The 26,532-nt window shown below is 72.6% G+C and carries 26 protein-coding genes and 4 pseudogenes; 14 read left to right on the top strand and 16 right to left on the bottom strand.

Going from position 1 to position 26,532, the window contains the following annotated elements; genetic code table 11:
• Nucleotides 1-9: 9 nt before the first annotated feature.
• The 4 genes from BJF83_RS27100 to sigE form a co-directional block, all read right to left on the bottom strand.
• Nucleotides 10-204, bottom strand: coding sequence for a hypothetical protein (locus tag BJF83_RS27100; protein WP_143832026.1), 195 nt, complete (start codon nt 202-204; stop codon nt 10-12).
• A gap of 280 nt (nt 205-484) precedes the next feature.
• Nucleotides 485-1,594 carry a transcriptional regulator gene (locus BJF83_RS21880; RefSeq protein WP_075927778.1) on the bottom strand — a complete coding sequence of 370 codons (1,110 nt, stop codon included), beginning with the start codon at nt 1,592-1,594 and terminating at the stop codon, nt 485-487.
• The gene (locus BJF83_RS21875; RefSeq protein ID WP_075927777.1) at nt 1,591-2,349 is read right to left on the bottom strand and encodes an anti-sigma factor; all 759 of its coding nucleotides are present in this window, start codon (nt 2,347-2,349) and stop codon (nt 1,591-1,593) included. Before BJF83_RS21875 ends, BJF83_RS21880 begins: the two co-directional genes overlap by 4 nt.
• A complete protein-coding gene (sigE, locus tag BJF83_RS21870; protein ID WP_187347200.1) occupies nt 2,346-2,957 on the bottom strand; it encodes an RNA polymerase sigma factor SigE in 612 nt (203 codons plus the stop codon). The genes BJF83_RS21875 and sigE overlap by 4 nt, the downstream gene beginning before the upstream one ends.
• 320 nt (nt 2,958-3,277) lie before the next feature.
• On the opposite strand from sigE, the gene BJF83_RS21865 reads away from it, so the two are divergent.
• Nucleotides 3,278-3,868, top strand: a complete 591-nt coding sequence (locus BJF83_RS21865) for an O-methyltransferase (protein ID WP_075927775.1) — start codon at nt 3,278-3,280, stop codon at nt 3,866-3,868.
• A 211-nt stretch (nt 3,869-4,079) separates the two neighbouring features.
• Here the strand turns inward: BJF83_RS21865 and BJF83_RS21860 are convergent, their stop codons facing one another.
• The 7 genes and pseudogenes from BJF83_RS21860 to BJF83_RS21830 form a co-directional block, all read right to left on the bottom strand.
• On the bottom strand, nt 4,080-5,573 hold the full coding sequence (locus BJF83_RS21860; RefSeq protein WP_075927774.1) for a leucyl aminopeptidase: 1,494 nt from the start codon (nt 5,571-5,573) through the stop codon (nt 4,080-4,082).
• Between the two features lie 98 nt (nt 5,574-5,671).
• Complete coding sequence (locus BJF83_RS21855) at nt 5,672-5,839, bottom strand: DUF3117 domain-containing protein (RefSeq protein WP_083678650.1); 168 nt, start codon at nt 5,837-5,839, stop codon at nt 5,672-5,674.
• 378 nt (nt 5,840-6,217) lie between these two features.
• Nucleotides 6,218-6,802: a hypothetical protein gene (locus tag BJF83_RS21850; RefSeq protein ID WP_075927812.1), complete on the bottom strand. Its 585-nt coding sequence runs from the start codon at nt 6,800-6,802 to the stop codon at nt 6,218-6,220.
• Between the two features lie 186 nt (nt 6,803-6,988).
• Nucleotides 6,989-7,444, bottom strand: coding sequence for a hypothetical protein (locus BJF83_RS21845; RefSeq protein ID WP_075927811.1), 456 nt, complete (start codon nt 7,442-7,444; stop codon nt 6,989-6,991).
• A gap of 84 nt (nt 7,445-7,528) precedes the next feature.
• Nucleotides 7,529-8,301 (bottom strand): annotated as a pseudogene (locus tag BJF83_RS21840) (TIGR00730 family Rossman fold protein).
• A gap of 133 nt (nt 8,302-8,434) precedes the next feature.
• Nucleotides 8,435-9,499 carry a succinyl-diaminopimelate desuccinylase gene (dapE, locus tag BJF83_RS21835; protein WP_075927772.1) on the bottom strand — a complete coding sequence of 355 codons (1,065 nt, stop codon included), beginning with the start codon at nt 9,497-9,499 and terminating at the stop codon, nt 8,435-8,437.
• A 199-nt stretch (nt 9,500-9,698) separates the two neighbouring features.
• A pseudogene (locus BJF83_RS21830) lies at nt 9,699-10,534 on the bottom strand (2,3,4,5-tetrahydropyridine-2,6-dicarboxylate N-succinyltransferase).
• Nucleotides 10,535-10,744: 210 nt separating this feature from the next.
• Between BJF83_RS21830 and BJF83_RS21825 the strand changes: the two are divergent.
• Nucleotides 10,745-11,628: pseudogene (locus tag BJF83_RS21825) on the top strand (hypothetical protein).
• Nucleotides 11,629-11,750: 122 nt separating this feature from the next.
• Here the strand turns inward: BJF83_RS21825 and dapC are convergent.
• Both dapC and fdxA read right to left on the bottom strand, forming a co-directional pair.
• Nucleotides 11,751-12,859 (bottom strand): annotated as a pseudogene (gene dapC / locus BJF83_RS21820) (succinyldiaminopimelate transaminase).
• A 192-nt stretch (nt 12,860-13,051) separates the two neighbouring features.
• A complete protein-coding gene (fdxA, locus tag BJF83_RS21815; RefSeq protein ID WP_075927810.1) occupies nt 13,052-13,372 on the bottom strand; it encodes a ferredoxin in 321 nt (106 codons plus the stop codon).
• A 185-nt stretch (nt 13,373-13,557) separates the two neighbouring features.
• Here fdxA and BJF83_RS21810 point away from each other — a divergent pair, with 185 nt between their 5' ends.
• From BJF83_RS21810 to BJF83_RS21800, 3 genes are all read left to right on the top strand, one after another.
• Nucleotides 13,558-13,815 carry a hypothetical protein gene (locus tag BJF83_RS21810; protein WP_075927771.1) on the top strand — a complete coding sequence of 86 codons (258 nt, stop codon included), beginning with the start codon at nt 13,558-13,560 and terminating at the stop codon, nt 13,813-13,815.
• A gap of 238 nt (nt 13,816-14,053) precedes the next feature.
• On the top strand, nt 14,054-15,415 hold the full coding sequence (locus tag BJF83_RS21805; protein ID WP_075927770.1) for a hypothetical protein: 1,362 nt from the start codon (nt 14,054-14,056) through the stop codon (nt 15,413-15,415).
• A gap of 98 nt (nt 15,416-15,513) precedes the next feature.
• The gene (locus BJF83_RS21800; protein ID WP_075927769.1) at nt 15,514-16,503 is read left to right on the top strand and encodes a site-2 protease family protein; all 990 of its coding nucleotides are present in this window, start codon (nt 15,514-15,516) and stop codon (nt 16,501-16,503) included.
• A 40-nt stretch (nt 16,504-16,543) separates the two neighbouring features.
• Here BJF83_RS21800 and BJF83_RS21795 read toward each other — a convergent pair whose 3' ends face one another.
• Complete coding sequence (locus BJF83_RS21795; RefSeq protein ID WP_075927809.1) at nt 16,544-17,008, bottom strand: hypothetical protein; 465 nt, start codon at nt 17,006-17,008, stop codon at nt 16,544-16,546.
• A 47-nt stretch (nt 17,009-17,055) separates the two neighbouring features.
• Nucleotides 17,056-17,922: an N-acetyl-1-D-myo-inositol-2-amino-2-deoxy-alpha-D-glucopyranoside deacetylase gene (gene mshB / locus BJF83_RS21790; protein ID WP_187347199.1), complete on the bottom strand. Its 867-nt coding sequence runs from the start codon at nt 17,920-17,922 to the stop codon at nt 17,056-17,058.
• A 164-nt stretch (nt 17,923-18,086) separates the two neighbouring features.
• Between mshB and BJF83_RS21785 the strand changes: the two genes are divergently transcribed.
• The 6 genes from BJF83_RS21785 to BJF83_RS30685 all read left to right on the top strand — a co-directional run bounded on the left by BJF83_RS21785 (nt 18,087) and on the right by BJF83_RS30685 (nt 23,392).
• Complete coding sequence (locus BJF83_RS21785; protein ID WP_075927768.1) at nt 18,087-20,297, top strand: S9 family peptidase; 2,211 nt, start codon at nt 18,087-18,089, stop codon at nt 20,295-20,297.
• A gap of 114 nt (nt 20,298-20,411) precedes the next feature.
• On the top strand, nt 20,412-20,786 hold the full coding sequence (locus tag BJF83_RS21780; RefSeq protein WP_075927767.1) for a DUF3054 domain-containing protein: 375 nt from the start codon (nt 20,412-20,414) through the stop codon (nt 20,784-20,786).
• Nucleotides 20,787-20,832: 46 nt separating this feature from the next.
• Nucleotides 20,833-21,222, top strand: coding sequence for a hypothetical protein (locus tag BJF83_RS21775; RefSeq protein ID WP_075927766.1), 390 nt, complete (start codon nt 20,833-20,835; stop codon nt 21,220-21,222).
• 21 nt (nt 21,223-21,243) lie between these two features.
• On the top strand, nt 21,244-21,918 hold the full coding sequence (locus tag BJF83_RS21770) for an RNA methyltransferase (RefSeq protein WP_075927765.1): 675 nt from the start codon (nt 21,244-21,246) through the stop codon (nt 21,916-21,918).
• A 92-nt stretch (nt 21,919-22,010) separates the two neighbouring features.
• A complete protein-coding gene (locus tag BJF83_RS21765) occupies nt 22,011-22,646 on the top strand; it encodes a GNAT family N-acetyltransferase (protein ID WP_075927764.1) in 636 nt (211 codons plus the stop codon).
• 524 nt (nt 22,647-23,170) lie between these two features.
• Nucleotides 23,171-23,392 carry a hypothetical protein gene (locus BJF83_RS30685; RefSeq protein ID WP_316042335.1) on the top strand — a complete coding sequence of 74 codons (222 nt, stop codon included), beginning with the start codon at nt 23,171-23,173 and terminating at the stop codon, nt 23,390-23,392.
• Nucleotides 23,393-23,437: 45 nt separating this feature from the next.
• Here BJF83_RS30685 and BJF83_RS21755 read toward each other — a convergent pair whose 3' ends face one another.
• The gene (locus BJF83_RS21755) at nt 23,438-24,043 is read right to left on the bottom strand and encodes a TetR/AcrR family transcriptional regulator (RefSeq protein WP_075927763.1); all 606 of its coding nucleotides are present in this window, start codon (nt 24,041-24,043) and stop codon (nt 23,438-23,440) included.
• A 90-nt stretch (nt 24,044-24,133) separates the two neighbouring features.
• Between BJF83_RS21755 and BJF83_RS21750 the strand changes: the two genes are divergently transcribed.
• The 3 genes from BJF83_RS21750 to BJF83_RS21740 all read left to right on the top strand — a co-directional run bounded on the left by BJF83_RS21750 (nt 24,134) and on the right by BJF83_RS21740 (nt 26,493).
• Nucleotides 24,134-25,663: an FAD-dependent monooxygenase gene (locus BJF83_RS21750; RefSeq protein ID WP_075927762.1), complete on the top strand. Its 1,530-nt coding sequence runs from the start codon at nt 24,134-24,136 to the stop codon at nt 25,661-25,663.
• Nucleotides 25,664-25,909: 246 nt separating this feature from the next.
• Nucleotides 25,910-26,110 (top strand): Arc family DNA-binding protein, encoded by a 201-nt coding sequence (locus tag BJF83_RS21745; RefSeq protein WP_075927761.1) that lies wholly within the window; start codon nt 25,910-25,912, stop codon nt 26,108-26,110.
• Nucleotides 26,107-26,493, top strand: coding sequence for a type II toxin-antitoxin system death-on-curing family toxin (locus tag BJF83_RS21740; protein ID WP_075927760.1), 387 nt, complete (start codon nt 26,107-26,109; stop codon nt 26,491-26,493). Before BJF83_RS21745 ends, BJF83_RS21740 begins: the two co-directional genes overlap by 4 nt.
• Nucleotides 26,494-26,532: the final 39 nt, after the last annotated feature.

Genomic DNA, 26,532 nt, shown 5'->3' with positions numbered 1-26,532 from the left:
TCGGTTCCCTCAGCATCGAGTGACGCGCCCGGAGGCGAGTTTGTTGCCGGTCGAGCTGCGGGTCTCGGTGAAGTACGTGCCATTTCCCTCGCAGTCGCCGCGCGCCGTGAGATTTCCGGACGTGAAATCGGTCCTGGTGGTCTCGGCCACGGCCAGATCGGGCCACGCTGGCCGGTGCTTGCGGACCTGGACGGTGAGCGTCACCTTCCCGCCGCACTCGGTGCGTGATCCGGTTCCAGCCAGTGGCCGGTGGGAACGCGTCGGCGGGGACGCCCGCCCGATACCGCGCGGTATCGGGCCGAGTGACCGGAACCGGCCACGGGGGAGCGCCGCGGGTTCCTGTCCCGAGACGGCCGCCACGCCGCGTGCGCCCGGATCTGGGGGTGCTCCACCGCTCGACGGGGCGGCCGTCGTCCTCACCCAAGACCCGTTCCGTACTCTTGTGTGGTCGAGGGGGTCGGCGCGCGGCGTGCGCTGGCGGGGGTCAGGGGACCCCCCACCTGGACAGACCGCGCCGCACTCTGGCCCAGAACCCGGAGCTCTCGGGCCCCGGCAACGCGATCACCGCGGAGGAGGCCAGGCCCGCGGGAGCGTCCGCCAGGACCGCGAAGACGAACCCCTCGGACTGCCACACGCTCTGGTACTGACCGACGTCACCGCCGAAGATCCCGCCATGCCGTGTCGTGGCGCCACCTCCCCCCGCCCCGGTTCCGGTGTGTCCGTCACGATGTGTCGAGGGATGTTCCGTTCCCAGCTTCCCACGTTGGGCGAAGACGGACACCTGGGACAGACCATCCGAGTAGATGGCGTGCACGACACGGTGCTCCCCCAGGTAGGTGGACCGGGCGTCCACCAGCCGCAGGTTCCACGTGAGGTCCTCGGGCAGGCACCAGTCGCCGTCGCGGAGGGCGTCGCGTTCGTCCGGGGTCAGCACGTCGCCCCAGGGCTCACCGCCGTGGGCCTCCACGGGCCAGTCGCCCTCCCCCACGCGCACGTCGGTCAGGCGGGAACTCAGCGCGACCTCGCCCGACTCCTCGTAGACGGTGCGGCCGACGAGCAACCCCGTGTCGGCGTCCACCCAGAACCGGCCCGCGACCGAGCCGTCCGACCGGTCGGCCTCCACCAGGCGGACGGCGCGCCCGTCCAGCTCCGCGGGACCGGCGTCGGTGACGCGGTAGGTGTCCTCCAGCATCCGCAGCAGGCGCCCGTCGAGCGCGTCCAACTCCGAGGAGTCCCGCACGACGAAGGCGCCGTCGAACTCCCCACCGGCGTCCCCGCCGTCGACGCCCTCACCGAGACGGGCCAGGGCGATCCCCTGCCCCGGCCGGCTCACCACGCGCAGCCTGATCTCCCGGTCCGTGCGCCCGGCCGTTCCGGTTCCGCCCGCCGGTCCGGACACCGTGCGCACCGCCGTGTAGGACAGTTCGTCCTCGGTGAGGGAGGCCCTCCGCAGGACCTGCATCCCGTCGTCACGGCCCTCGGCGGGCACGTCGGAGGAGTCGGGATGGGACCCGGCCGTCAGGCACAGCAGGCACAGCGCGGCCAGGGCCACCAGGGCGAGGGACGGGCGGGAGGAGGAATCCTCCGCGCTCACCGGGTCGTTTCGGTCGGGTTCGGGGCTCCCACGGTCTGGGGCCGCCCTCCCTGGTCCCCGACGGACGCGGAGCCGCCCGACTCGGCGGCCGGGGTCTGCGAAGCGACGACCGGAACGTGCCGCGTGGTCATCGCGTGTTCGACGGCGTAGTCGGCGAGCCGGGGTTCGACGACCGGCGTCCCCTCGTCGTGCCCGCCCGCGACGAACGCCGAGCCGAGCAGTGCCGTGGCCACCGCCACGCCCGCGACCGCGTACCGCCCGCCCGGGAGCGGTGGGAACAGGTGGGCGAGGCGCTGGGCGCCACGGCGGCGCACCGGGCGGACGTCGGGGATGGACCGTGCGGCGACCACGGGCTCCGTCGCGGTGGCCACCGGGCCGGCGCCGGCCGCCTCGGCGACGAGCGGACCCGGCGGGCCGCCCAGCCCCCCGAGGGGACGCCCTCCGAGGGGGCGGGAGGAGCCCAGGGGAGGACGCATCCCGAACCCGGCGCCTCCGGGCGGCGGCCCCGGGCGGTCGCGGTCGTCCGACGTGGATCCGGGGTCGCGGGACAGGCTGGCCAGGCGCCCCAGGAAGTCGTTGTCCGGCTCGGGCTCGCCGAGACCGTTCAACCGCCGCTTGAGCCTGCGCGTCATGTCGGCCTCGAACCGGCACGACTCGCACTTGGCCAGGTGGATCAGGGCGCGTTCGTGCTCGGCCGGGCCGAGCTCGCCGTCGACGAGCGCGGAGAGCCGCTCTCCGAGGTGGTCCATGCTCATTCCGCCTCCCCGTTGGTCGCGTGAGCGCCGCCCGCGTCCTTCCCGACGGCCAGGGCCCGCCGGTGTTCCAGGGCGCGGCGCAGCTGGGCGCGGCCCCGGTGGATACGGCTGCGGACGGTTCCGAGCTTGACGTCGAGCGTCGCGGCGATCTCCTCGTAGGAGAGGCCCTCGATGTCGCACAGGACGACGGGGGCGCGGAACTCGGCGGGCAGGGCGTCGAGGGCGCTCTGCACGTCGGCGTCGAAGTGGCGGTCGTCGTAGCGCTGGGCGGGCGAGGGCTCCCGCCCCTCCAGGCGTTCGTCGGCGTTCTCGGCCAGCCCCTCGAAGCGGATGCGCGCCTTACGGCGGGCCATGTCGAGGAAGAGGTTGGTGGTGATGCGGTGCAGCCACCCCTCGAAGGTGCCGGGTGTGTAGTTGGCCAGGGAGCGGAACACACGGATGAAGACCTCCTGGGTGAGGTCCTCGGCGTCGTGCTTGTTGCCGGTGAGCCGGTAGGCGAGCCGGTACACCCGGGGTGAGTGGACCCGGACGACCTCTTCCCAGCTCGGGGGTTCCCAGGCCTCGAATTCCACGGCTGGGCCGGTCTCTGGCACCGTTGCTCCCTTCATCCCGTCGACGAGACGCACGCGGGTTGCTCGGGGGGAGGTACTTCATGGCGGTCGACGTGCGTTCCTCCCGATTTAACGCTGGGGAACGCCCGTTAAGTTCCCGCCGCCACGCTCGGAGTTCGCGCCCGTTCAGGCTAATCTTGCGCCAGGGACGTGACCCGATCGCGAACATCACACCACGATGTGTGACGTGTCGCTGGTCAGGAGGTCCGCCCACACCGTGACCACCGTAGCGGGAGGCCGTCATCACCAGCACGGATCAGAGCGCGGCCCGGATCACCTGGGTCCGGACCGAGCAGGACCGCTTCGCCCAGGACGCCGTGGGGGACGGCCCCCTGGTCGACGCCTACGACACGGCGCGCAAGTCGTCGGCACCGCCCGTGGACCCGGTGACGGGCGCGGCTCTGCGGTTCCTGGTCGCGGCGATCGGGGCCCGGTCGGTCGTGGAGGTCGGCACGGGGTGCGGTGTGTCCGGAGTGTGGCTGCTGCGGGGCATGGCCACCGACGCGATCCTCACCTCCGTGGACACCGACGCCGAGTACCAGGCCTACGCCCGCACGGTGTTCACCGGTGAGGGGTTCGGCGCGGGCCGGGCGAGACTGATTCGCGGGCGGGCGCTGGAGGTGCTCCCACGGCTCACCGACGGCGGATACGACCTGGTCTTCGTCGACGCCGACCGCGAGTCCTACTCCGAATACCTGGCCGAGGCGCAGCGGCTGCTGCGTCCGGGCGGCGTGGCGGTGTTCCACGGCGCGTTGGCCGCCTCCTCCGAACCGGACGGGCCGCTGCGCGCCCCCGATCCGGCGGAGACCGCCGTGCGCGAGGTGGTGCAGCGGGTGCGGGAGGACGGCGCGTTCGTGCCTTTGCTGATGCCCGTGGGGGAGGGACTACTGGCCGCCATCCGCCCCTGACGGCGGTTCCCCGACCGATCCGCCGTCGACCCCGCCCCTTCCGCCACACGGGAACCCCGCCCGTGTGCGGTCCGACCGCGGTGGCGTCGGCGGACCCACCGAGGCGGGGGTTCGTTCCGGACCCGCCGCGTGGGGTGCCCGGTGTGGACGGCACGCCGGTGGACGATCCGGTCACCGGCGTGCCGCGACCGTGGCCCCGGCCGCTGACGGCCTAGCGCGCGGCGAGCCAGCGCAGCAGCGTGCGCGTGGCGAAGGCGGTGCCGCCCTTGCTGAGGATTCCGTTCTCCTTCATCGACCGGCCGGGACCGGCGATGTCGAGGTGAGCCCAGGGCACACCGCCGGTGAACGCTCGGAGGAACAGCGCGGCCTCGGTCGCGCCCGCCGGACCGAAGTCCTTGCCGCGGGTGCCGATGTTGGCGAGGTCGGCGATCCGGGACTCGGTGGTCGGGGCGTACGCGTCGGTGAGCGGCATGCGCCAGAGCGGTTCGCCGGAGTCGCGGCCCGCGCGCTCCAGTTCGGCGGCGATCGTGTCGTCGTCGCTGAAGAGGGCGCCGGTTCCGGTGCCGAGCGCGATCTTGGCCGCGCCGGTCAGGGTCGCCACATCCACCAGGACGTCCGGGGAGAGCTCGGAGACCGCGTAACCGATGGCGTCGGCCAGCACCAGCCGCCCCTCGGCATCGGTGTTGAGCACCTCGACTGTGGTGCCCGAGTAGGTCGTGAGCACGTCGCCGACCCGGATGGCGCTTCCGGAGAAGGCGTTCTCCGCCAACGGAAGCAGACCGGTGACCCGGACGGACGCTCCGACCTCTGCCAGCGCGGAGAGCACCGCCAGGACGATCGCCGACCCGCTCATGTCGGTCTTCATCAGCATCATGTTGTCGTTCGGCTTGAGCGACAGCCCGCCGGTGTCGAACGTGATGCCCTTGCCGACGAGCACGACGTGCTCGGTCGGGTTCTCGGGCGTGTAGGAGAGCTGGACCATGCGCGGGGGCCGGGAGGAGCCCTGACCGACGCCCAGGATGGCGCCGAAGCCGCCGTCCACGAGGTCCTTCTCGTCCCAGACCCGAACCTGGAGCCCCTTGCCGGCCGCGACCTCGCGCGCTCGCGAGACCATCCACTCCGGGTCCTTCTCCAGGGAGGGCGTGTTGATGAGGTCGCGAGCCAGAGCGGTGGCCGCGGCCAGGTCCGCGCCTCGACGCAGGGCGTCCACGAGGTCCTCGGGCGCCTCGCCCAGCACGTCGATGGTCTCGGCGGGGCGTCTGTCCTCGGGGATCTGGCCCGATTTCATGCTGAACGTGTACGAGGCGAGCAGCGCGCCCTCGGCGAAGGCCGTCGCCGCCTCGGAGTGCGCACCGGGCCAGGCCAGGGCGGCGCTGCGCCGCCCCCTGGCCGCCCGGGACAGGGCCGCTCCGGCTTTCCGGAGGTCCTCGGGCGACGCCGAGCCCACTCCCAGAAGCGCCAGCCGCGCCAGGCCCTCGTCCCGGGACACCGGGAACTGGACGAACTCGCCGGACGTGCCGGTGAGCGAGTAGTGCGTGAACAGATCGGTGAGCGGGGCGGGAAGGGTCCCGGTCAGCCCGCTCTCAGCGACCCCTTCGACCGCCGTCGGTCCGCCGTCCCCCGCACGCACGGGCAGGACCAGCAGGTCCGCGGTGGAATCGACGAGGTTTCCCGGTCGGGACTGGATCTGCGTGGCGAAGGGCACTGGCCGCTCACAATCGTTCACTGAATCGGGAGGTGTACGACCGACGTGGTCGTCAGGGGACGCCGGCCCGGTGTGGGGACGGGCACGGGTCGTCGTCGCTAGCCGACGACCTTGTGCAGCTCGTCCCGGAGATCACCCGCCTCATCCGGCGTCAGTTCGACGACCAGGCGTCCGCCGCCCTCCAAGGGGACTCGCATGATGATGCCGCGACCCTCCTTGGTGACCTCCAACGGCCCGTCGCTGGTCCTCGGCTTCATCGCCGCCATGCCATTCCCCTTTCTCGATGTTCCTCGCGTGTGGCCGGGGCCGAACCACGGCGCCGGCACCGGTCCACCGCGTGCGGCCCGGCCCCGGCACTGTCGACCGGATCCGTGTGACTCGCGCCCGCGTGAGGTAAGGGACGTGAACCACTCTTCGCCCATTATCTCGGAGGTTGGCCCCGGATGTGCGCCGGGCGACCGCAGCGCGACCGCGCGAGCGTCCACCGGCGAGGAATCGTTGGTCAGTAAAGGTTATATCGGTCCTGACCGAATCCCGATGAGGGTGCGAGGAGCCGACCGGACTACTGCCCCGGCGCCGCCGGTCGAAACAGAGGGATTCGACCACCTCGACGTCCGGGGACCGCGACCTGGGGTTCGACGCGGTCAGCCGAGTTCCCCGGTGGAGATCATCCGCGTCCCCGCGTCGGTGACGGACGACCATTCCGACATGAGCGCCCGATCGTCGGCACCCGGCCACAGGGTCAGCTCCGCTTCGTCGACGCACCGGTTCTCGGGATCGGCGGTCTCGGTGTAGGAGTACACGACGCGTTCCTCGTCGCGCGCCGACAGCTCCAACGTCCCCGAGCAGGTGAACGTGGTCCACGCGGTGCTGCCGCGCTCGGCGCCCGCTTCGATGCGGACCTCGGCGTGCCAGTCGGCGACCGGATCGCCCTCGGTGTCGACCTGGTGCATGTCACCCGACCAGGAACCGACGAACCGCTGCATGTGCTCGGCGCTCTCCGCGACGTCGGCGCCCCCGTCGCCGACCAGGGTCCACGCGGCGGCGATACCGCCCGCGAGCACCAGGGCCCCGAGGCCCATGCCGGTCAGCACGGTCACCCGACGGCGGCGCCGTTGGGTGTACCGGGTCGAGCGGGGCGGTTGCCACAGGGACATCTGGCGAACGGGGGCGGCGTTGTCGCCGCGCGCGCTCTCGGGTCCCGGATCGAGATCGGCTGCTGAGTCCATCCTCGCCATCCTGAGCGATGCTCCGCCCGCTCCGGTGGAACGGGGGGTACGTGTGTACAGCGAACGAGAATAGGGCACCCGAACCCGACGTGGCCGCCGAAAGCGGGAGGTCAACTGTGACTCACGACATATCGACAAGGTCGGTCAGGGCGGGGTGAACCGACCCAGACCCGCAGAAGGCCGGCGTCAGCCCTGGCCAGGCGCGGTGTGGGCGCTCCGCGCGGACTCCTCGGGTCCGGACTCGCCGGAGACCGGGGGTTCCTCGCCGTCGTCCGGGGCATAGGCGTCGCCGGGCAGCCCCTGGGAGCCGTCGGGGCCGTGGCCCTCGGGGACGTAGGAGGCGTCGAGACGGGACAGCCGCCACTCCAGGTCCTCGATCCGTTCCTCGCGTTCGCGCAGCGTGGTGACCAGACGCGCGAGGAGTTCGTCCACGGCGCGCACGTGATAGCCCCACATCGACAGGGGCAGCAGGAGCCGACCGAGGTCGGCCGACCCGACCGCGCCGTCCGCGGGCAGGTCCAACGGGGGGTAGTCGGCCTCGAATCGGGCGAGCTGTCCGCCCTTGCCGAGCACGACGTAGACGACGCCCACGAGCACAGCCAAGGCTGCGGCACCGACCAGAATCATGATGAAGACAGGCACGGAACGATCGTGCCACGCCCGCCCGCCGATGGCCACCGCGCGCCGCCGCCCGTGGACGGCCGCCCGGCGCCGGGTCACCGGTCGTCAACCGACGCCCGGCGGCACCTCGCCGTTGCGCTGCGCGATGTCCAGGTGCGACTTGCGGATGATGTCGACCACCTCGTCGGGATCGTCGGTCAACTGGAGCAGCTCCGTGTCCGCCGAGCTGATCAGCCCGTTCTCCAGCAGCCGCGACTCGATCCACTCGTGCAGTCCGCCCCAGAACTCCCTGCCGACCAGCACCACGGGGAAGCGGGTCACCTTGTTGGTCTGAACGAGCGTGACCGCCTCGAACAGCTCGTCCAGCGTCCCGAAACCGCCGGGCAGCACCACGAAGGCCTGCGCGTACTTCACGAACATCGTCTTGCGGACGAAGAAGTACCGGAAGGTCATCCCGACGTCGATGTAGGGGTTGAGCGTCTGCTCGAACGGCAGCTCGATGCCCAACCCGACGGACATCCCGCCCGCCTCCTGGGCTCCCTTGTTCGCGGCCTCCATCATCCCCGGGCCACCGCCGGTGATCGTGGCGTACCCCGCCCGCGCCAGTCTCGCACCGACCGTGACACCCAGCGCGTAGTGTCGCTGTCCGGTTCGACCCGGGCCGACCCGAACACGCTCACCGCAGACGGCAACTCGGACAGCAGACCGAAGCCCTCGACGAACTCCGACTGGATGCGCAGCACCCGCCAGGGGTCGGTGTGGACCCAGTCCGTCGGCCCCCGCTGATCCAGCAGGCGCTGGTCGGTGGTGGTCTGCGGGATGGCCCGGCCCCGGTACGTCAGCGGGCCGGCGTGCCGAATGTGTTCCTCTTGCGTCATGCCGTGAGGCTATCCGAGCAGGAGCGGGCGCCGCCTGAACCGCGCGTGGACCCGCGGTGGCCGACAGCGGCCGGTTCGCCGACGAACGCCCTGGTCGGAACGGTTCCGAGCGACGGCCGGCCGAGCACCGGCCTCAGCGCGGGCCGGACAGCCAGGCGACCATCCGCTCCTCGGCCTCGCGGATCCTCGCGATCTCGGCGTACTCGTTCCGCGTGTGGGCCAAGGTCGGGTCGCCCGGACCGTAGTTGACAGCGGGCACACCCAGTTCGGAGAAGCGCGAGACGTCGGTCCACCCGAGCTTGGCCCGCGCCCGCCCCTCGCCCACGGCGGCCACGAAGGCCGCGGCGGACGGGTCGTCGAGCCCGGGGCGGGCCGGGGCGGCGGCGTCGGTGACCGACACCTCGAAGCCGTCGAACACCTCGCGCAGGTGGGCCTCGGCATCCTCCACCGACCGGTCGGGGGCGAAACGGTAGTTGACCGTCACGGCGCACTCGTCCGGGATGACGTTGCCGGCGACGCCGCCCTCGACGAACACCGCGTTCAGGCCCTCGTGGAAGCGCAGCCCCTCCACCTCGGGCTCCCGGGGGGTGTAGGCGCGCAGAACGTCGAGGATCGCCCCGGCGTCGTGGATGGCGTTCCTGCCCATCCAGGAGCGGGCGCTGTGCGCGCGCTCGCCCCGGGCGACGACGCGCACGCGCATCGTGCCCTGACAGCCGCCCTCGATGACGCCGTCCGTCGGCTCCATGAGAACGGCGAAGTCGCCCGCCAGCCACTCGGGATGGTTGCGGGCCAGGCGGCGCAGGCCGTTCCGTGCGGCGTCGACCTCCTCGTTGTCGTAGAAGACGTAGGTGACGTCGTGGACCGGCTCGGCGACCAGGGCGGCCAGCTTGAGCTGGACCGCGACCCCGGCCTTCATGTCGGAGGTCCCGCATCCGTACAGCCGTCCACCGTCCACGTGCGAGGGGACGTTGTCGACGATGGGAACGGTGTCGATGTGTCCGGCGACGACGACCCTGCGCGGGCGCCCCAGATCAGTCCGGGCGACGATCGCGTCCCCGTCCCGGGCGACCTTCAGGTGCGGCAGGTCAGACAGGGCCCGCCCGACGGCGTCGGCGAGGGTCCGCTCGTCGCCGCTCTCGGAGCGGATGTCCACGATGGCGGCGGTCAGGTCCGCCGCGTCCGAGGTCAGGTCCAGCATCGTCTCGCCCCGTTCGGGTCGTCGTCGGTCGTCGCGGACGCCGCGCCGTGTGCGGCGGAGGCGCCCGCCGTCCACCCTAGATCGTGTGCCGCGGACGCATACCCCGCTGCGCGACGGGCGGCGTCCACGGCACCCGCCCCGGACGAGCGCGGGGCGCCCCTCGCACCGAGCGGGGGACGCCCCGGGAGTTCCGGTCGCGTCAGGCGTTGACGCCGTGCTCGCGGAGCAGTTCGTTCAGGGCGAGCTTGTCGTGCTCCTGCCCCTCTTCCAGGCGCTTGAGCACCAGCAGGACCGGCATGCCGAAGTCCCCGCCGGGGAAGCTCCTGACGCGGTTGGCGGTCACGCACACCGACCAGGCCGGGGCCTCGCCGCGCGGCAGTTCCGCTCCGGTCTCGGCGTCGAAGACGCGCGTGGAGGAGGTGAGGACGGTCCCGGCGCCGAGCTTGGCTCCGGTGCGCACGCGGGCGCCCTCGACGACCATGCTGCGGGAGCCGAGGAAGGCGTCGTCCTCGATGACGACCGGGGAGCCTGCGGCGGCTCCAGGACGCCGCCGACGCCGACGCCGCCGGACAGGTGGACGTTCTCCCCGACCTGCGCGCAGGATCCCACGGTCGCCCAGGTGTCCACCATGGTGCCGGAGCCGACGTGGGCGCCGATGTTGGTGAAGGACGGCATGAGCACGACGCCCGGGGCGAGGTAGGAGCCCCAGCGGGCGATCGCGCCCGCGACGACGCGGACCCCGTCGAAGCGGGTCTTCAGCGGCATGCGGTCGTGGTGGTAGAAGTCGCCGACGTGCGACTCCCTCATGTCCAGGACCTTGAAGCCGAGCAGGATGGAGCGCTTGGCGCGCTCGTCCACCACGACCTCGTCGGTGCTGGGGTCGACGAAGGCGACCCGCGCCTTGCCCTCGTCGATCTGGTCGATCGCGCCGATAATGGTCTCGCGCGCGTCGGTGTGGCCGGGGGTGAGTTCGGAGCGCCGCTCCCAGAGTTCGTCGATCCGGTCTGGCAGCGGACTTGTGTACGAGCTGGTCATGTACACCCACGTTAGCGGTAGTGCGGCGGTGCGCCGTGAACGCCCCGGGACGCGGACCCGGGCCCGCGTCCCGTCACACCTGCGTCCGGGAACGCGCGGCCGACTACAATGCGCCCCAGGCGCGCCTCACCGCGCCCCAGCGCGACGCACGCAGGGCCGCTTCCGCCCCCGGCGACGCGCTCCACCCGTCATCGATCCGTTGGTTCGCCCGTGCCCAGTAAGCGTCGGAAAATCTCCGCCTTCGTCAAGATCCTCATGGCCCTGTTCCTCGTGTGCGGCGCGCTCGTCGCCGGGGGATACTACGTGCTGACCACGGTCGAGCCGCTGGAACGGGACTCCGAGGAGCCACCCGAGCCCGCCTGCCGCCTCGACCTGGCGCAGGGGTCCTACACCCTGGAGCCGCTCCAGGCGGTGAACGCCGCCACCGTCGGAGGCGTGGCGTTCAGCCGCGACCTCCCCGAGGAGGCGGTCACGGTGGCGTTCGCGACCGTGTGGCAGGAGTCGACGTTCTTCAACCTGGAGTACGGCGACCGGGACTCGCTGGGCCTGTTCCAGCAACGGCCGTCGCAGGAGTGGGGCGCGCCGGAGGAGATCCTCGACCCGGTCTACGCCAGCGCCGCGTTCTACGACGCGCTGGCGAAGGTCGACGGGTGGCAGGAGCTGCCGGTGTTCGAGGCGGCCCAGGCCGTGCAGCACAGTGCCGACGGTTACGCCTACGACCAGCACGAGACGCTGTCCGCGGACATGGCCGAGGCGATCACCGGCGCCTGGGGCCAGCGATGACCTGCTGGTACGACGCGGAGACCGTCGAGTCCCTGACCGCGGGGCAGCCCGACGTGGAGGGCGCCCAGGAGGAGATGGCCCGGGTGTTCGGGGTCGACCCGGCCGCGCTGACCGCGGCGGAGGGCACGAGCACGGGTGACCTGGGGTGGGCGATGGCGCTCTGGGCGGTCGCCCACGCGCAGGAGTACGGGTTGACCTCGGTGACCTACGGGAACCAGCAGTGGCGGATCTCCGACGGCGTGGACGGCGCGGCGGAGTGGGTCTCCCTCGGCGAGGTGACCGACACCGAGGGCCGCGTCGTCCTCGGCTGACCGCGGCGCGGCCGGACCCGGCGCCGTCGTGTCCGTGAGCGGGGCCGTACGCGGCCGTGGTCGGACGGCGGGCGCGCCTCGGTGCGACGCGCGGCCCGGGTCGACACCCGACCCGTCGGGGACTACGTCCGCAGGCGCTCGACCGCGGCGCCGACCCGCTCGTCGGTGGCGGTGAACGCGACCCGGACGTGCCGCGCGCCCGCCGGGCCGTAGAAGTCTCCGGGCGCCACCAGGATCCCACGGTCGGCGAGGGCGGCCACGGCTCCCCACGCGTCGTACTCGGGGTGGCCCGCCCACAGGTACAGTCCCGCGTCGGAGTGCTCGATCCGCCACCCCGCGCCCTCGAAGGCCGCGCGCAGGCGGCTCCGGCGCGCGCGGTAGCGCTCCTTCTGCTCGGCGGCGTGGTCGTCGTCGTCCAGCGCGGCGCGCATGGCGGCCTGCACCGGGGCGGGGACGATCATCCCCGCGTGCTTGCGGACCGCGAGCAGCTCCTCGACCAGGGCCGGGTCGCCGGCGACGAACGCGGCGCGGTAGCCCGCCAGGTTGGAGCGCTTGGACAGCGAGTGCACGGCCAGCAGGTTGTCGTGCGAGCCGTCGCACACGTCCGGGTGCAGGATCGACACCGGCTCCCGGTCCTCCCAACCCAGGTCGAGGTAGCACTCGTCGGAGGCGACGATCACGCCCCGTTCGCGCGCCCACGAGACCACCTTGCGCAGGTGCGGAACGTCCAGCACGCGACCGGTCGGGTTGCTCGGCGAGTTCACCCACACCAGGCCGACCGGGGCCGGACCGAGGGCGGTCAGCCCGTCGGAGGCCACCGGCGTGGCTCCGGCCATGCGGGCGCGACGTCGTAGGTCGGGTAGGCCAGTTCGGGGAGGACGACCCTGTCGCCCTCCCCCAGGCCGAGCAGGGTGGGCAACCAGGCCACGAGTTCCTTGGAGCCCACGGTGGGAAGGACGGCTCCGTCTGCGACCCGAACGCCGTGGCGGCGCGCCAGCCACCCCGCGATCGACGCGCGCAGTTCCGGGTTCCCCCAGGTCAGGGGGTAGCCGGGCGAGTCGGCGGCGTCGGTCAGGGCCTGGCGGAGGGTGACGGGAACCGGGTCGACGGGCGTGCCGACGGACAGGTCCACGATGCCGTCCGGGACCGCCGCGGCCGTACGCTTGTACGGCGCCAGCCGGTCCCAGGGGAAGGTCGGGAGGCGGTCCGTGACGCGTCGCCGTGCGGCCATCGGTGCGTTCTCCATCCGGATCGGGGTCGGGAGTGTCGGGTCGCGGATCGGGCCGCGAACAAGCATCGCGCCGACCCCCGTCCGGGGATCGGCGCGACACCCACGTTCGGCTGCCCGCCACTGGGCAGCACCCTCTGCGCCACAGGGTGCCCGCGACCGGCCCGCGTGGCGCGGTCGGTCGCTCGGGACCGCTCAGTCCGCCTGCTTGGGGAGCTTGGCGACGAGCGGGTGGTCGCGGTCGATCTTGCCCACCCTCGACGCGCCGCCCGGCGAGCCGATGTCGTCGAAGAAGTCGACGTTGGCCTTGTAGAAGTCCTGCCACTGGTCGGGCAGGTCGTCCTCGTAGTAGATGGCCTCGACCGGGCAGACCGGCTCGCACGCACCGCAGTCGACGCACTCGTCCGGGTGGATGTAGAGCATGCGCTCGCCCTCGTAGATGCAGTCCACAGGGCACTCGTCAATGCACGCCTTGTCCAGCACGTCGACACAGGGCTGCGCGATGACGTAGGTCACGTCGAACTCCTTGATCTCACCCCCGCGCTCCCGCGGGGAGGGCGGGGACTTCGGAGCCCCGGAGAGGGGCCGACGTGCGGTCGCCGACTCCCCCGGCACCCGGGCTCCGCAAGCTGCTGGCACAGATGTCGTACTCCTAGTATGGCGTCGGAGAATACTCAGCGCACAATCGGGGGTGGAGTTCGATGCACGTGGGGGGCCGTCTGGTGCACCGGATCGGCCACGCGGACGTGGGAAAGCGCGTTTCCGTGCGAATCCGCCTCCCTGACGGCGGGTTCACCGATATCGTCGGTGTGGTGGAGTCCTGGGCGAACGGCGTGTTGGCCGTGCGCCGTCGGGACGACTCGGTGGTCGAGGTCGCCGAATCGGGCATCGCCGCCAGCCGAGTCGTTCCCCCCGCGCCCCCGCGCCGACGCGGTGGGCGCCCCTCCCAGGCGCCCTGACGCGGGCCCCGGCTCAACGACGACCACTCGGAGCACGACCACCGCCCGCCGGACTTCGCCGGTCGGGCGTCAGAACACGCCTGGACACAGGCATTCTTCGCCCCGTCCGGGGTAGGAGACGGCAGAGTCCCGCCGCGAGCCGAGCCAGCTCGGCGCGGGACGCAGGACAGCGGCGCGCCCCGACGACTCCCCGCGTCGAGCGGGCGCGATGCACGGCGGGAGGTGGTGAGCGCCCATCATGCGCGAAGTAGTCGCGTCCGCCCTCGCGGAACTGGCCGGACGGGACGAGCGGGCGGCCGTGGCGGCGCGCGAGGCACTGGACACGCTGGCCCCCGACCACGACATCGAACGGCTCACTCAGTACTCCGTCCAACGGTACTGCTGGTTCGAGCTCCCCGTACGGTTCCAGGGGTCTTCGGACGACCGCGCGTTCGCCGCCCGCTCCCTCGGCAGCCTCCTCACCCTCCTGCACCTGCACCGCTACGCGCTGGTGTGCTCCGCACCGGAGACGGTCGCGCTGTCGTCGGCCTACGACGAGGACCACGACGCCGGTCTGGCGATGTACGAACGGCTCATGTGGGAGTCGGGAGTGGAGCCCCCGGACCTGCCCGAACTGACGTGGGGCGGCGCGGTCGGCGACGCCGAGATCCGTGCCCGCCTGGAGACCGCGGCGGCGCTGGAGCTGGCGGTCGCTGTCGGTGACGTACGCCCGGGCGAGCACGGGTGGCGGACGGCGCAGGCGCGGTTCACCCGCTCCTTCCTCACCCAGCCCGACCGCCGGGGTTTGAGCCACCTGGACCGGGTCCGCGAGGAGAGGGTGCGCGCCTGGATCGGATCGCCCGTGCATCCGCACAGGCAGGGGCTCTGGCCGCTGGTGGGGCGGATCATCGCCGGGGTGGACGTGCCGCGCGCGGCGGACACGGCCATGGCGCCGCTGCGGACGCTGTTGGACCTGGCGGCGGAGGGGATCGCGCTGACGCAGATCGGGTACATCGCGCCGGGCGTGGTCCGACTGCTGTGCGCCGACTTCGGGTGGCGGACCTCGCCCGACCCGCCGCGCAGCGAGACCGACGCGACCCAGCTCATCGCGCTGCACCAGATGCTGCGCGGGATGCGCGCGGTACGGCGGTCGGGGCGGCGGCTGGTGCTCACCCGGCGCGGGCGCCAGCTGAGGCAGGACCCCGAGGCGCTGTGGCTGGCCGCCGCGGAGACGCTGTGCCGTACCGGTGGGATCGAACAGGCGGCGGCCGAGACGTTGCTGGGTGTGCTGCTGACGCGGTCGCCGCAGGGCACGGGGGCACACACCCGGCGCGGGGTGCCGGACGTGGTGGCGGCGGAGCACGCGCTCACCGAGTCGGGGTGGGTGCCCGCGGAGGTCCCGATGTCGGCGGGGCGGCACGCCGCGGCGCACCGCAGGACCGCGGAGACCGCGTCGGACCAGGTGCGCGCGCTGGTGATGGCGGTCGGGTGGCTGCTGGAGGCGCTGGGCCTGCTCACCGGGGACGACGGCGGGGGCCGCAGGGAACTGACCGGGCCGGGGCGGGCGTTCGCCATCACGTGTCTGCACACGTCGGCGGTGGCGCCGCGCGCGGTGGTGTGAGGGCGGTGGCCCGCACCCCGCGAAGCGCCCCCGGGCGGTGGTGGGCGGCGGGTGGGAATACGCTGGACCGCGAACCAACCGCGAACAGCAGGAGCACCATGCCCACGCCCGAGACGCCGCCGAGCGCGGACACGACGCAGGACGCGCCCGGCGCCGACCCGTGGGAGAAGATGCCGCAGGACGCGCTCAACGTCCCCGGACTCGACGTGGACGGCCAGCGTGACGCGCCCGCCGCGGACGCCGAGCGCGCTGAGGACGCCGAGGCCGGGTCGGAGGGCCGGCCCTCCGCGTCCGGCGGATGGACGGACTTCCTGCCCAGCCCCGTGTTCGTGCTGCTGCTCGGCCTGGCCGGGTTCACCGGCTGGCTGTCATGGGAAGCGGTCGAACTGGACTGGGCCGCCGAGGACGCGGCGGTCACACCGCTGATCCCGCCCCTGCTCATCGTCCTCGGGTGGATCGTCTCCGCCACCGTCCACGAGTTCGGGCACGCACTCGCCGCCTACCTCGCCGGTGACCGGTCGCTGCGCGGAAGCGGGTACCTGCGGCTCAACCCGTTCGCGTTCCGCGAGTTCTTCGGCGGCGCGGTCCTGCCGCTCGCCTATCTGTGCCTCGGCGGACTGGGCCTGACCGGGCCCCCCGCCTACGTGAAGTGGGACCGGATCTCCGTCCCCGGACGCGTCCTGGTGGCGCTCGCCGGGCCGCTGGCCAGCCTCCTGCTGTCGGTGGCGCTGACCGTGACCGTGTCGATCCTGGTCCCGCCGGGCAACGACACCACCAACTGGGCGATCGCCGCCATGGCGTTCCTGTCGCTCGCCAACCTGACCGCGGCCGTGGTCAACCTGCTCCCGATCCCGGGTCTGGACGCGTTCGCGCCGCTCGCACCGGCCCTGCCGGCGAAGACGGCCTCGGCCCTGCGGACCAACGCGCTGTACTGCTCGATCGCGGTCTTCGCGCTGCTGTGGCTCCCGGTCGTCAACGAGCCCTTCCTCGGCGCCTTCTACTGGTTCTACGACGCGGTCCTGCCGAACCCGGTCTATCCGGGCATGGTGTTCCACGGGCAGCTGCTGCTGCAGTTCTGGGCCGGTTAGGGCACGTCTGGGCGAAGCAGTGCGGGAGAGGGCGCACGCCCTAGCCCCGACCGCCGCGCGCGGCGAACCGTCCGCCGCGTGCGTTCCGGAGCGAGCTGACCACCACGGCGGACGCCAGCGCCAGCATCGATCCGAGCTGGAACGCGTTGTGGACCATGTGGCCGGTGAGCACGACGTCGCCGCCGGGGTTGTAGCCGATCACCACGAAGAGGGCGACGACGAAACCGGTGGTGAAGGCCATCGCGGCGTCAGGCGTCCCGCTCCCCCACACCAGGAGTCGGCAGCCGGTGTACAGCAGGACGACGTAGACCAGGAGCGCGACCACCGCGATCGTCTGCGCGGGCTGGCCCGCCTCCCAGTACCGGGTCAGCCACCCCGCGCAGACGGACGAGACGAACCCGACCACCGCGCCCAACGGCGCCACGGCGGCGAGCGTCGCCAGGCGCACCGAAATCGAGGTGCCGGGCGCGCGTTCGTCCTCCGATTCGGGACGCGAGGTGCTCATGAGAGTGGAGAATACGCGGCCGGCACCGCCGGCACCGCCGGGACCGCTCACAGGCCCGCGAAGAGATCGGTCTCGAACTCACCGCCGGCGGTGCGCGGAGTCGGGCCCATGAGCAGCGTGTAGTGCTCCACTGCGTCGATCTCCTGGGCGATGCCGTTCGACAGCGCGAACCGGTCGCCCTCCACGGTGATCTGCGTGGCGTGCGCCCGCATCGCGAGCGTCTTGGCCGCCCAGTGGTCGGTGGCGTCGACCCGCGTGGTCACCGTCGAGTCCGGGGTGCCCAACGCGATGTCGGACACGCGCGAGGGCGGGGTGAAGGAACCGGAGTCCTCGGCGAGCCGGAGGATGGACGCCTCGATCCGGGACACGGGCTGGGCGATCGCGTAGAGCTTGCGGACCCGCCAGGGGGAGCCGGGCATGGTCCGCTCGCCCGCCTTGACGCAGGCGCGGCGGGTGACCCGGTGGGCCTGGACGTGGTCGGGGTGGCCGTAACCGCCGTTCTCGTCGTAGCTGACGACGACGTCCGGACGCGTCTCGCGGATCAGCTCGGCCAGGAGGGTCGCCGCCTCCTCGACGTCGGCGCCGCAGAAGGCGCGCGGGTGGTCGTTGGCGGCGGTGCCGAGCATCCCCGAGTCACGGTAACGGCCAGGGCCGCCGAGGAACCGGTGGTCGCGCACTCCCAGGGCGACGCAGGCCTTGTCGAGCTCGCCCGTCCGGTGCTCCCCGAGCGTGTCCCCGCGGTCTGCGGCCAGGTGCGCGAGGTCGTCGGGGATGACCTCGCCCTCCTCGCCCAGGGTGCAGGTCACCAGCGTGACCTGAGCTCCCTCGGCCGCGTACTTCGCCAGGGTCGCCCCCGTGACGATGCTCTCGTCGTCGGGATGCGCGTGCACCATCATCAGTCGCCTGTCCATCACCTAGCGAACGATACCGGGCGGGGCGCCGTTTTCCCGACGTACGCCCTCGGTCGGCCACGGCGCGTGGTCCGCGCACCGGGTTCGACGGTCGTGAACCGATGCGCGGAGGGGGCACGCCGCCATCGGCGCGACGGCCGGGCGCGGTGATGGGACACAATCGCCCTATGAGCTTTCCTCGCCAACTTGCCCGAACCCAGCGCTTCAGCATCGGCGTCCCGTACGCGTTCGAGATCTCCCCGGACGGACGGCGTGTCGCCTTCCTGAGGGGGCGGGACGGAGTGGACACCGCCACCTGCCTGTGGGTGCACGAGACCGAGCAGGGTACGGCGTGGGTGGCCGCCGACCCCCGGGCGCTCGGCGCCGACGACGAGAACCTCCCGCCGGAGGAGCGCGCCCGCCGCGAACGGCTGCGGGAGAGCGGCGGCGGCATCGTCTCCTACTCGGTCGACGACGCGTTCACCCGGGCCGTCTTCACCCTCTCGGGGCGGCTCTTCTACGTGGACCTGGTCGGAGACGACAACGAGCCCCGCGAACTGCCCGCCACCCGACCGGTCGTGGATCCCCGGATCAGCCCGCGCGGCGACCGCGTCGCCTACGTCAGCGGCGGCGCGTTGCGCGTCATCGACGTGAACGCGGCTGGGGAGGACCATGGGGACCGCGTCCTGGCCGAGCCCGACGGCGACCACGTGACCTGGGGCCTGGCCGACTTCGTCGCCGCCGAGGAGATGAGCCGGCACCGGGGCTTTTGGTGGGCACCCGACGGCGGATCGATCCTGGCCACGCGGGTCGACGAGGCCGACGTGACCCGGTGGCACGTGGACGACCCCGGGAACCCCGAGCAGCAGCCGACCGTCCTGCGCTACCCCGCGGCCGGGACGACCAACGCGGACGTGCGGATGGCCGTGCTGTCCGTCGGGACGGCGGGTCAGCACCGGGCGGGCGGCACGGGCGCGCCCGCCTGGATCGAGTGGGACCGCGGGGCCCTGCCGTACCTCGCGCGGGCGGGGTGGACCGCCGGCCCGGACGGCACCCCGACGGTGGTGTTCACCGCGCAGAGCCGCGACCAGCGCACGATGACATTGTTCAGCGCCGACCCGGTGACCGGTCTGGTCGCTGAGGTGCGCACCGACACCGACGACGTGTGGCTGGAGATCGTTTCGGGCGTGCCCGACCACACCGCCTCCGGCGACCTGGTGTGGGTGGCGCGCGACCCGGACCGCGGGGAGCGGCGGGTCTACGTGGGCGGCGACCCGGTCAGCCCGCCCGACGTGTACGTGCGGTCGGTGGTCGACGTGGACGGGGACCGGATCCTGTACTCGGGCTCCCCGGCCGGTCGTCCCTGGGACGTGTCCCTGTGGCTGGTGGACCTGCCGACGGGGCTGGCCGCGCCGGTGGAGGTGCCCGGACACGGGTGCAGCACCGCCTCGGACGCCGAGGCGCACAGCGGAGTGCGGTCGGGGCGGCTGCGCGGGGACACGCTCGTGGTGCAGCACCGGTCGATGGAGTTTCCCGGGGTGCACACACTGGTCTTCCGCAACGCCAGTTCGGAGACGCAGCGGGAGCGGTCCGACATCGAGAGCGTCGCGGAGAGCCCCGACCTGCCGGAGCAGTTGCGGGTGACGACCTGGCGGGCGGGTGAGCGGGAGATCCCGACGGCGCTCGTGCTGCCCTCGTGGTACCGGGAGGACCTGCGCCCGCTGCCGGTGCTCATGGCGCCGTACGGGGGTCCGCACGCGCAGCGGGTGCTCAACGCGCGAGGGGCCTACCTGACCGCGCAGTGGTACGCGGAGCAGGGGTTCGCGGTCCTGATCGCGGACGGGCGCGGCACGCCGGGGATCGGTGTCGAGTGGGAGCAGGAGATCCACCTGGACCTGGCCACGCCCGCTCTGGAGGACCAGGTCGCGGCGTTGCGGGACGCGGCCGAGCGGTACCCGTTCCTGGACACCTCGCGCGTGGGGATCCAGGGATGGTCGTTCGGCGGGTACCTGTCGGCTCTGGCGGTGCTGCGCAGGCCGGACGTGTTCCACGCGGCGATCGCGGGCGCCCCGGTGATCGACTGGAGGCTGTACGACACGCACTACACCGAGCGGTACCTGGGCACGCCGCAGGAGCGGCCGGAGGCGTACGAGGGCAGTTCGCTGTTGGCGGACGCCGCGAAGCTGGAGCGCCCGCTGATGATGATCCACGGGCTGGCGGACGACAACGTGGTGTTCGCGCACACGCAGCGGATGTCCTCGGCGCTGCTGGCGGCGGGGCGCAAGCACACGGTGCTGCCGCTGTCGGGGGTGACGCACATGCCGTCGGACCCGGTGGTGGCGGAGAACCTGATGCTGCTCCAGGTGGAGTTCCTGCGGGACAGCCTCACCCGGGAGTAGGCGGTGCGGCGGCGTCGGGGCGGTCCCGCCCCGACGCCGGGCCTTCGGGAGCCGCCGACCCTGCGTGCCCCCACCCGCCGGGCAGCCCACCGCCGGCGGCCGTAGCCTGGGGGTATGCGTTCCTTCACCGTGCCGCTCGCTCTGGCGGCCGACGTGGTCTGCGTGCTCGCCTTCGTCGTGATCGGCAAGGCCGACCACGAGACGGGGCTCGCCCCCGCCGCCGTGCTCTGGACCGCGTGGCCGTTCCTGGCGGCCCTCGCCCTCGGGTGGGTGGTCACCCTGGCGTGGCGCGCTCCTGTCCGGATCTGGCCGACCGGGGTGTTCGTGTGGGCGGTGACCGTCGCCGGGGGCATGGTGTCGCGCCTGGCCACGGGCGAGGGGGCCCCGATCGGATTCGTCGCGGTGACGTCCGCGTTCCTCGCCGTGACCCTCCTCGGCTGGCGCGCGGTGGCCCTGGTCACCGCCAACCGGCGACAGCGCTCGGTCTGACGGGGAAGACTGGGGAGTGACCGCACCCCTTCCGGAGGAGAGCCCCATGCCCGATCCCGCCACCCTCGCCCTCGCCGCGGCCGTCGCCACCGGCGCCGTGTCCAAGATCGCCGAGGTCGTCAGCCAGGCGACGATCGACGACTTCAAGTCCTTCCGCAAGACCCTCTTCCGGCACTTCCGCGGTGTCCCCGAGGCCCAGGAGGCGCTCGACGAGGCCCGTGTCGAGCCCGACGACGAGGACGCGATCGCCTCGGTGGCCGACCACATCGAACGCGCGGCCGCGGCCGATCCGGACATCCGGCGCCTCGTCGACGCACTGACCGCCCAGGCCTCCCAGGAGGGCGGCGGCGCGGTTCACAACTCGATCCGGGGCGACGTCAGCGGCGGCGCCAAGGTGATCCAGACCAGGGACATCCACGGGTCCGTCAACCTGTGACGGCTCCGTAAGCTGGAACGGATGAACGAACACGCCGCACCCGTGACCGCCCCGACGCCCCCTCCCGTTCCCGGCGAGGACGAGGCACGTGAGGTGGGCGTGGGCCCCTGGGTCGGCCCCTGGCCCGAGGACGAGCGGTACGACCCCGAACTCCTGGCGGGGGGCGACCGCCGCAACGTCGTGGACCGCTACCGCTACTGGCGGCGCGAGGCGATCGTCGCCGACCTCGACGCCGTGCGGCACCCGTTCCACGTCGCCGTGGAGAACTGGTCGCACGACTTCAACATCGGGTCGGTGGTGCGCACCGCCAACGCGTTCGGGTGCGCCGCCGTGCACATCGTGGGCCGCCGCAGATGGAATCGCCGGGGCGCCATGGTGACCGACCGCTATCAGCACGTCCACCACCACTCCGACACCGCGTCGCTCCTGGCGTGGGCGCGGGAACGGGGACTCCCGCTGGTCGGGATCGACAACCTGCCGGGCGCGGTCCCCCTGGAGACCCACCCGCTGCCGCGCGAGGTCGTGCTGGTGTTCGGCCAGGAGGGGCCGGGGCTGTCCGAGGAGGCGCGGAAGGTGTGCGAGGCGGTGCTGTCCATCGCCCAGTTCGGCTCGACGCGGTCGATCAACGCCGGTGCCGCCGCGGCCGTGGCCATGCACGCCTGGGTGCGGGCGCACGTGTTCGACCAGGCGGTGTGAGCCTGCCCACCACCGCCTCACCCCGGGCCGTCGTGACAGTCCCGCGATCTAGCATGTCGGGAACGCCCCTCCCCTAGCAGAGAGTCCCTGGGATGAGTCCGATCGTCACCGCCTCCGCCCGCCCCGCCACGATCGACGACGTGCCCGGTGTCGCACGTGTCCTGAGCAGGGCGCTGCACGACGACCCGCTCTTGCGGTGGCTGTTCCCCGACGACGATCAGCGCATGGCGCGCACCCGCAGGTTCTTCGCCATGACGGCGGGCTTCGGCTACGTCCCTTCCGGGGACACCCGCGTCGCCACCGTCGCCGAGGGGCCGGGGGAGGCGTCCGTCGTCCGGGCGGTCGCGCTGTGGGCGCCGCCGTCGACCAACCCCGAGGGCCCGTTGGTGTCGCTGCGCTCATGGCCGCACTGGGGGGCGCTGATCGGTCGGTCCAGGCTGAGCGCGTTCGTGCGCGTCTTCGCGGAGTGGAGGATGGCCGCGCCCCAGGAGCCCCACCTGTACCTGGCGGGGCTGGGCGTCGACCCCGCGGTCGCGGGCGCCGGTCTGGCGAGGGAGCTTCTGACCTCGGGGCTCGCCCAGGCCGACGCCGCCTACACGCCCGTCTTCACGCAGACGCTCGACCCCGAGAGCGTGGCGTTCTACGAACGGTTCGGCTTCACGGTGGTCCGCGAGGTCGAGCACCCCGGCATCGGGACCAGCCGTTTCCTCCTGCGCACCCCGTCCTGACGCGAACTCCGGCGGGGTTCGTGGAATACCTCACCCGTGATGTTTCCGTGATCTAGCATGAACGGTGACCGAGGCTCCGCCACACGGGAAGAGGGAGTGCGCATGACCACCACGGCCCCGTCGGACACCGGTGTCCGCGCCGCGACGATGGACGACGTTCCAGCCGTGGTGCGCGTTCTCAGCCGCGCGTTCCACACCGATCCGCTCTTTCGATGGTTCTTCCCGAACGAGGACGAGCGCCTGGCCGGCACCGCCCGCGCGTGCGCCCTGATCACCGGGTTCGGGCATGTTCCGGACGGGACCGCCAGCGTGCACGGGGCGCGCGAGACCGGCGACACGCCGCCGGTGATCCGCGGCGCGGCCCTGTGGACGCCCCCGGTCAAGCACGTGGAGCGGCGGTTGGCGGTGGTGCGGGCGCTGCCGCACTGGGCGCGGCTTCTGGGGCCCTCGCGGCTGCGCAGGGTCGCCCGGTTCATGGGAGAGTTGCGCGGCGCGTTCCGGAGGAGCCGCACTGGCGCCTGTCGATGCTGGGCACCGACCCGGTGGCGCGCGGGACCGGCGTCGGTGCGCGGCTGCTGTGCGAGGGGCTGGCCCGCGCGGACGCCGACGCCGTGCCGGTCTACCTGGAGACCACGAACCCGGCCAACATCGGCTACTACGAGCACCACGACTTCCGGGTGGTGCGCGCGGTCAACCAGCCGTCGGCGCCGCCGGCCTACTGCATGCTGCGCCCCGCGGCGGCCTGAGTTCCGGGCAGCCGCGCGCCGCCCGCTGGGCACGGACCCAGCCCGTCAGCCGGTCTGCTCACCGAGCGCGCCCGCCACCAGGTCCCGGACGGCACGGCCGTAGTCCGCGGCGGACAGGTCCGGATCCCAGGCGCGCTGGAGGATGTACCCCTGAAGGACTCCGATCAGCACCCGAGACATGGCGGCCGGGTCCACCCGCGCGGTGATCTCGCCCTCGGCCTGACCGAGTTCCACCCGCGCTCGGACCTGGTCGAGCACGTCGTGCATCGCTTCGCGCAGCGCGTCGCCCAGTGCCGGGGCACGCAGGGCCTCGGCCCACGCCTGCACGGCCAGGCGTGTGCGCGAGTCGGCCCGGTCCATCTCCTCGATGGCCGCGGGCAGGTCCTGGGCGAGCAGGGCGAGCGGTTTGCGGTCGGAGACGGACGCGCGGACGACGTCGCCCACGGCTCCGATCGTGTCGCGTGCGATCGCGACGATGATGTCGTCCTTGCCCCGGAAGTAGCGGTAGACCGCGCCCGGGGAGAGGCCGGCCTCCTCGATGACGTCCCGCATGGAGGCTCGGTGGAAGCCCTCGCGGGCGAAGCACACGGCGGCCGCGGACAGGATGTGCGCCCGCCGCTGGGCCAGGTAGGCGTCGGAGACTCGTGGCATGCCCACATCTTAGAACGAACGTTCGCTCTTGACAGCAACACGACCCCGGAGGATTCTCAAAAAGAACGATCATTCGTTTTTGGAGATGTCATGAGCGATGTCCTCATCGTGGGGGCCGGTCCGACCGGACTCGCCCTCGCCCTTCGCCTCCACGACCTGGGAGTCGGCGTCCGGATCATCGACAAGCACGAGAGCGTCCTGGGACTGACCAAGTCAGCCGCCCTGCACGCCCGCACCATGGAACACCTGCGCGACCTCGGTCTGGCCGACGCGGTCCTCGACGAGGGCCAGCGCGTCGAACACCTCACGCTGCGGACCGGTCACCGCGACCGGATCTCCGTGGACTTTCGCACCCTGCACGACACCGCCTACCCCTTCCTCCTCGACCACCCCCAGGACCGGACCGAGCACCTGCTCATCGAGGAGCTCGCCCGGCGCGGGGTGGCGGTCGAACGCGCCGCCGCCTGCGTCGGAATCGAACAGCACGGGGACGGAGTCCGCGCCACGGTCGCCGTCGGCGGGCGCACCCGCACCCTGGAGGCCCGCTGGCTGGTCGGCTGCGACGGCGTCCGGAGCACCGTGCGACGGCTCCTCGGCATCGAGCGGACCGGAGCCCCCTACCCCGACGACTGGGTCCTGTTCGACGCGGACATCGACTGGCCCCTGCCCAGGAACGAGCTGACCTTCTCCGCCGACGGGGAGGGGCTCTTCGGCGTCTTCCCCCTGCCCGGGGAGCGGCGCTACCGCGTTGCCTACACCCCGACGCCCGGTGTCGAACCGAGCATGGAGGACGCACAACGCAGCATGGCCCGCTCGGGCGTGGAGGGCACCATCCTGGCCGTCGACAACCTCCGCCCGTTCACCCTGGCCCACATGCAGGCCGTCCGCTACCGTCGCGGCCGGGTCTTCCTGGCGGGGGACGCGGCGCACGTCCACACGCCCTTCGCCGGGCAGGGCCTCAACCTCGGCATCGGCGACGCGATGAACCTGGCCTGGCGACTGGCCGCCGTCGCCCACGGCGCCGACGCACGTCTCCTCGACGCCTACCAGGCGGAGAGGCACCCCGTCGCCGCGAGCGTCATCGCCATGACCCACCGCACCGCCCAGGCGATGCTGCTGCGGGACGACCCCCGCCGCCACCTGCGCGACGCCGTCATGACCGTGCTCCAGGCCTCCGAACGCGCCCGGCGCGCGCTCGCCCGACGCCTCTCCCAACTCGACCACCACTACCGAGGCGCGCCGGGGGTCGCGGGCCGCGCCCACGGTCTGGCCGGGGGCGACCGGCTTCCCGACCTGGAGTTCTTCGACGGTCTCAGCCAACGGGCCGGCCGCCTGCACGAATTCCTGCCGTACGACCGGCACACGATGCTGCTCACCGACCCCGCGCAGACCGTCGGGCTCACCGTGCCGGACTCGTGCGCCGTCCGCCTGATCACCCCGGACTGGGCCCGGGCTCGCACCGCGCAGAACGTCCCGACCGCCCTCGACCGGGGAAGGTCCGCCGCCCGGTTGTACGGGTCGGCGTACCTGGTCCGGCCCGACCGGCACGTCGCTGGCATCGGCTCGCCCTCGGATCTGGCGGCGGCCGCCGCGCTCGACTCACACGAGGAGGTCGGGTGAGCGCGTCCGTCATCCCCCTCCCGCCGAGTTCGTCGGCCGCCCGCTCCGTCCGGGGAAGGCGCACCGTGCGACACCGGCCGCATCGGCCGCGGGGATCGCGTGCTCCGCCGTCTGGCCGCCGCGTCTGGTCAGTCGCCCTGGACACGCGACGGGGCCGCGCCCCCGGTCCGCACCGGAAGGGACGCGACCCCGTCGTACTCGGCCATGGCCCAAGGCGTGATACCGCCTTCCGATACCATTCCAGACATGAACATGCACCTGCGCCTGCCCGACGACGTCCACGCGAGGTTGAAGGCCGCGGCGGACGAGGACGGCAACAGCGTCAACTCGGAAGCGGTGACCGCGATCTCGGACTACCTGGCCCGAAGGCAGACCGCGAAGGTACGCGAGCTGGCCGCACGCATCGCCGAACGGGACGCGGAGCTCCTGGCGAGGCTCGCCGAGTGACGACCTACCTCACCAAGGAGGATCTGCTCGGGATCGTCGAACGCGTCCTACCCCCGAGCACACGGCTGCGGGACGCCGGACAGGTCCACGCTGCCGTGTTGCGGCCACAGGCCACGGCGTTCGGCGAGGACGCCTACCCGGAGGTGTGGGAGAAGGCGGCCGCTCTCATGCAGTCCGTGCTCATCGGCCACCCTCTCTCCGACGGCAACAAGAGGCTCGCCTGGCTCAGTGCCACTGTCTTCCTCGAACTCAACGGAGTGAGAACGCGCAAGGTCGAGACGGACACCGCGTACGCGTTCGTCATCGCCGTCACGACCGGCGACGTCGTCGATGTCCCGGAGATCGCGAAGCGTCTCCGGGGACTCGGACTGACGGCCGCGTAGATCGCCCTGGACACGCGACGGGGTCGCGCCCCCGAGGGC

Origin of the sequence: Nocardiopsis sp. CNR-923, assembly GCF_001942255.1 — a bacterium.
Taxonomy (GTDB): Bacteria; Actinomycetota; Actinomycetes; order Streptosporangiales; family Streptosporangiaceae; genus Nocardiopsis.
This window is presented reverse-complemented; position numbering and strand designations above follow the sequence as displayed.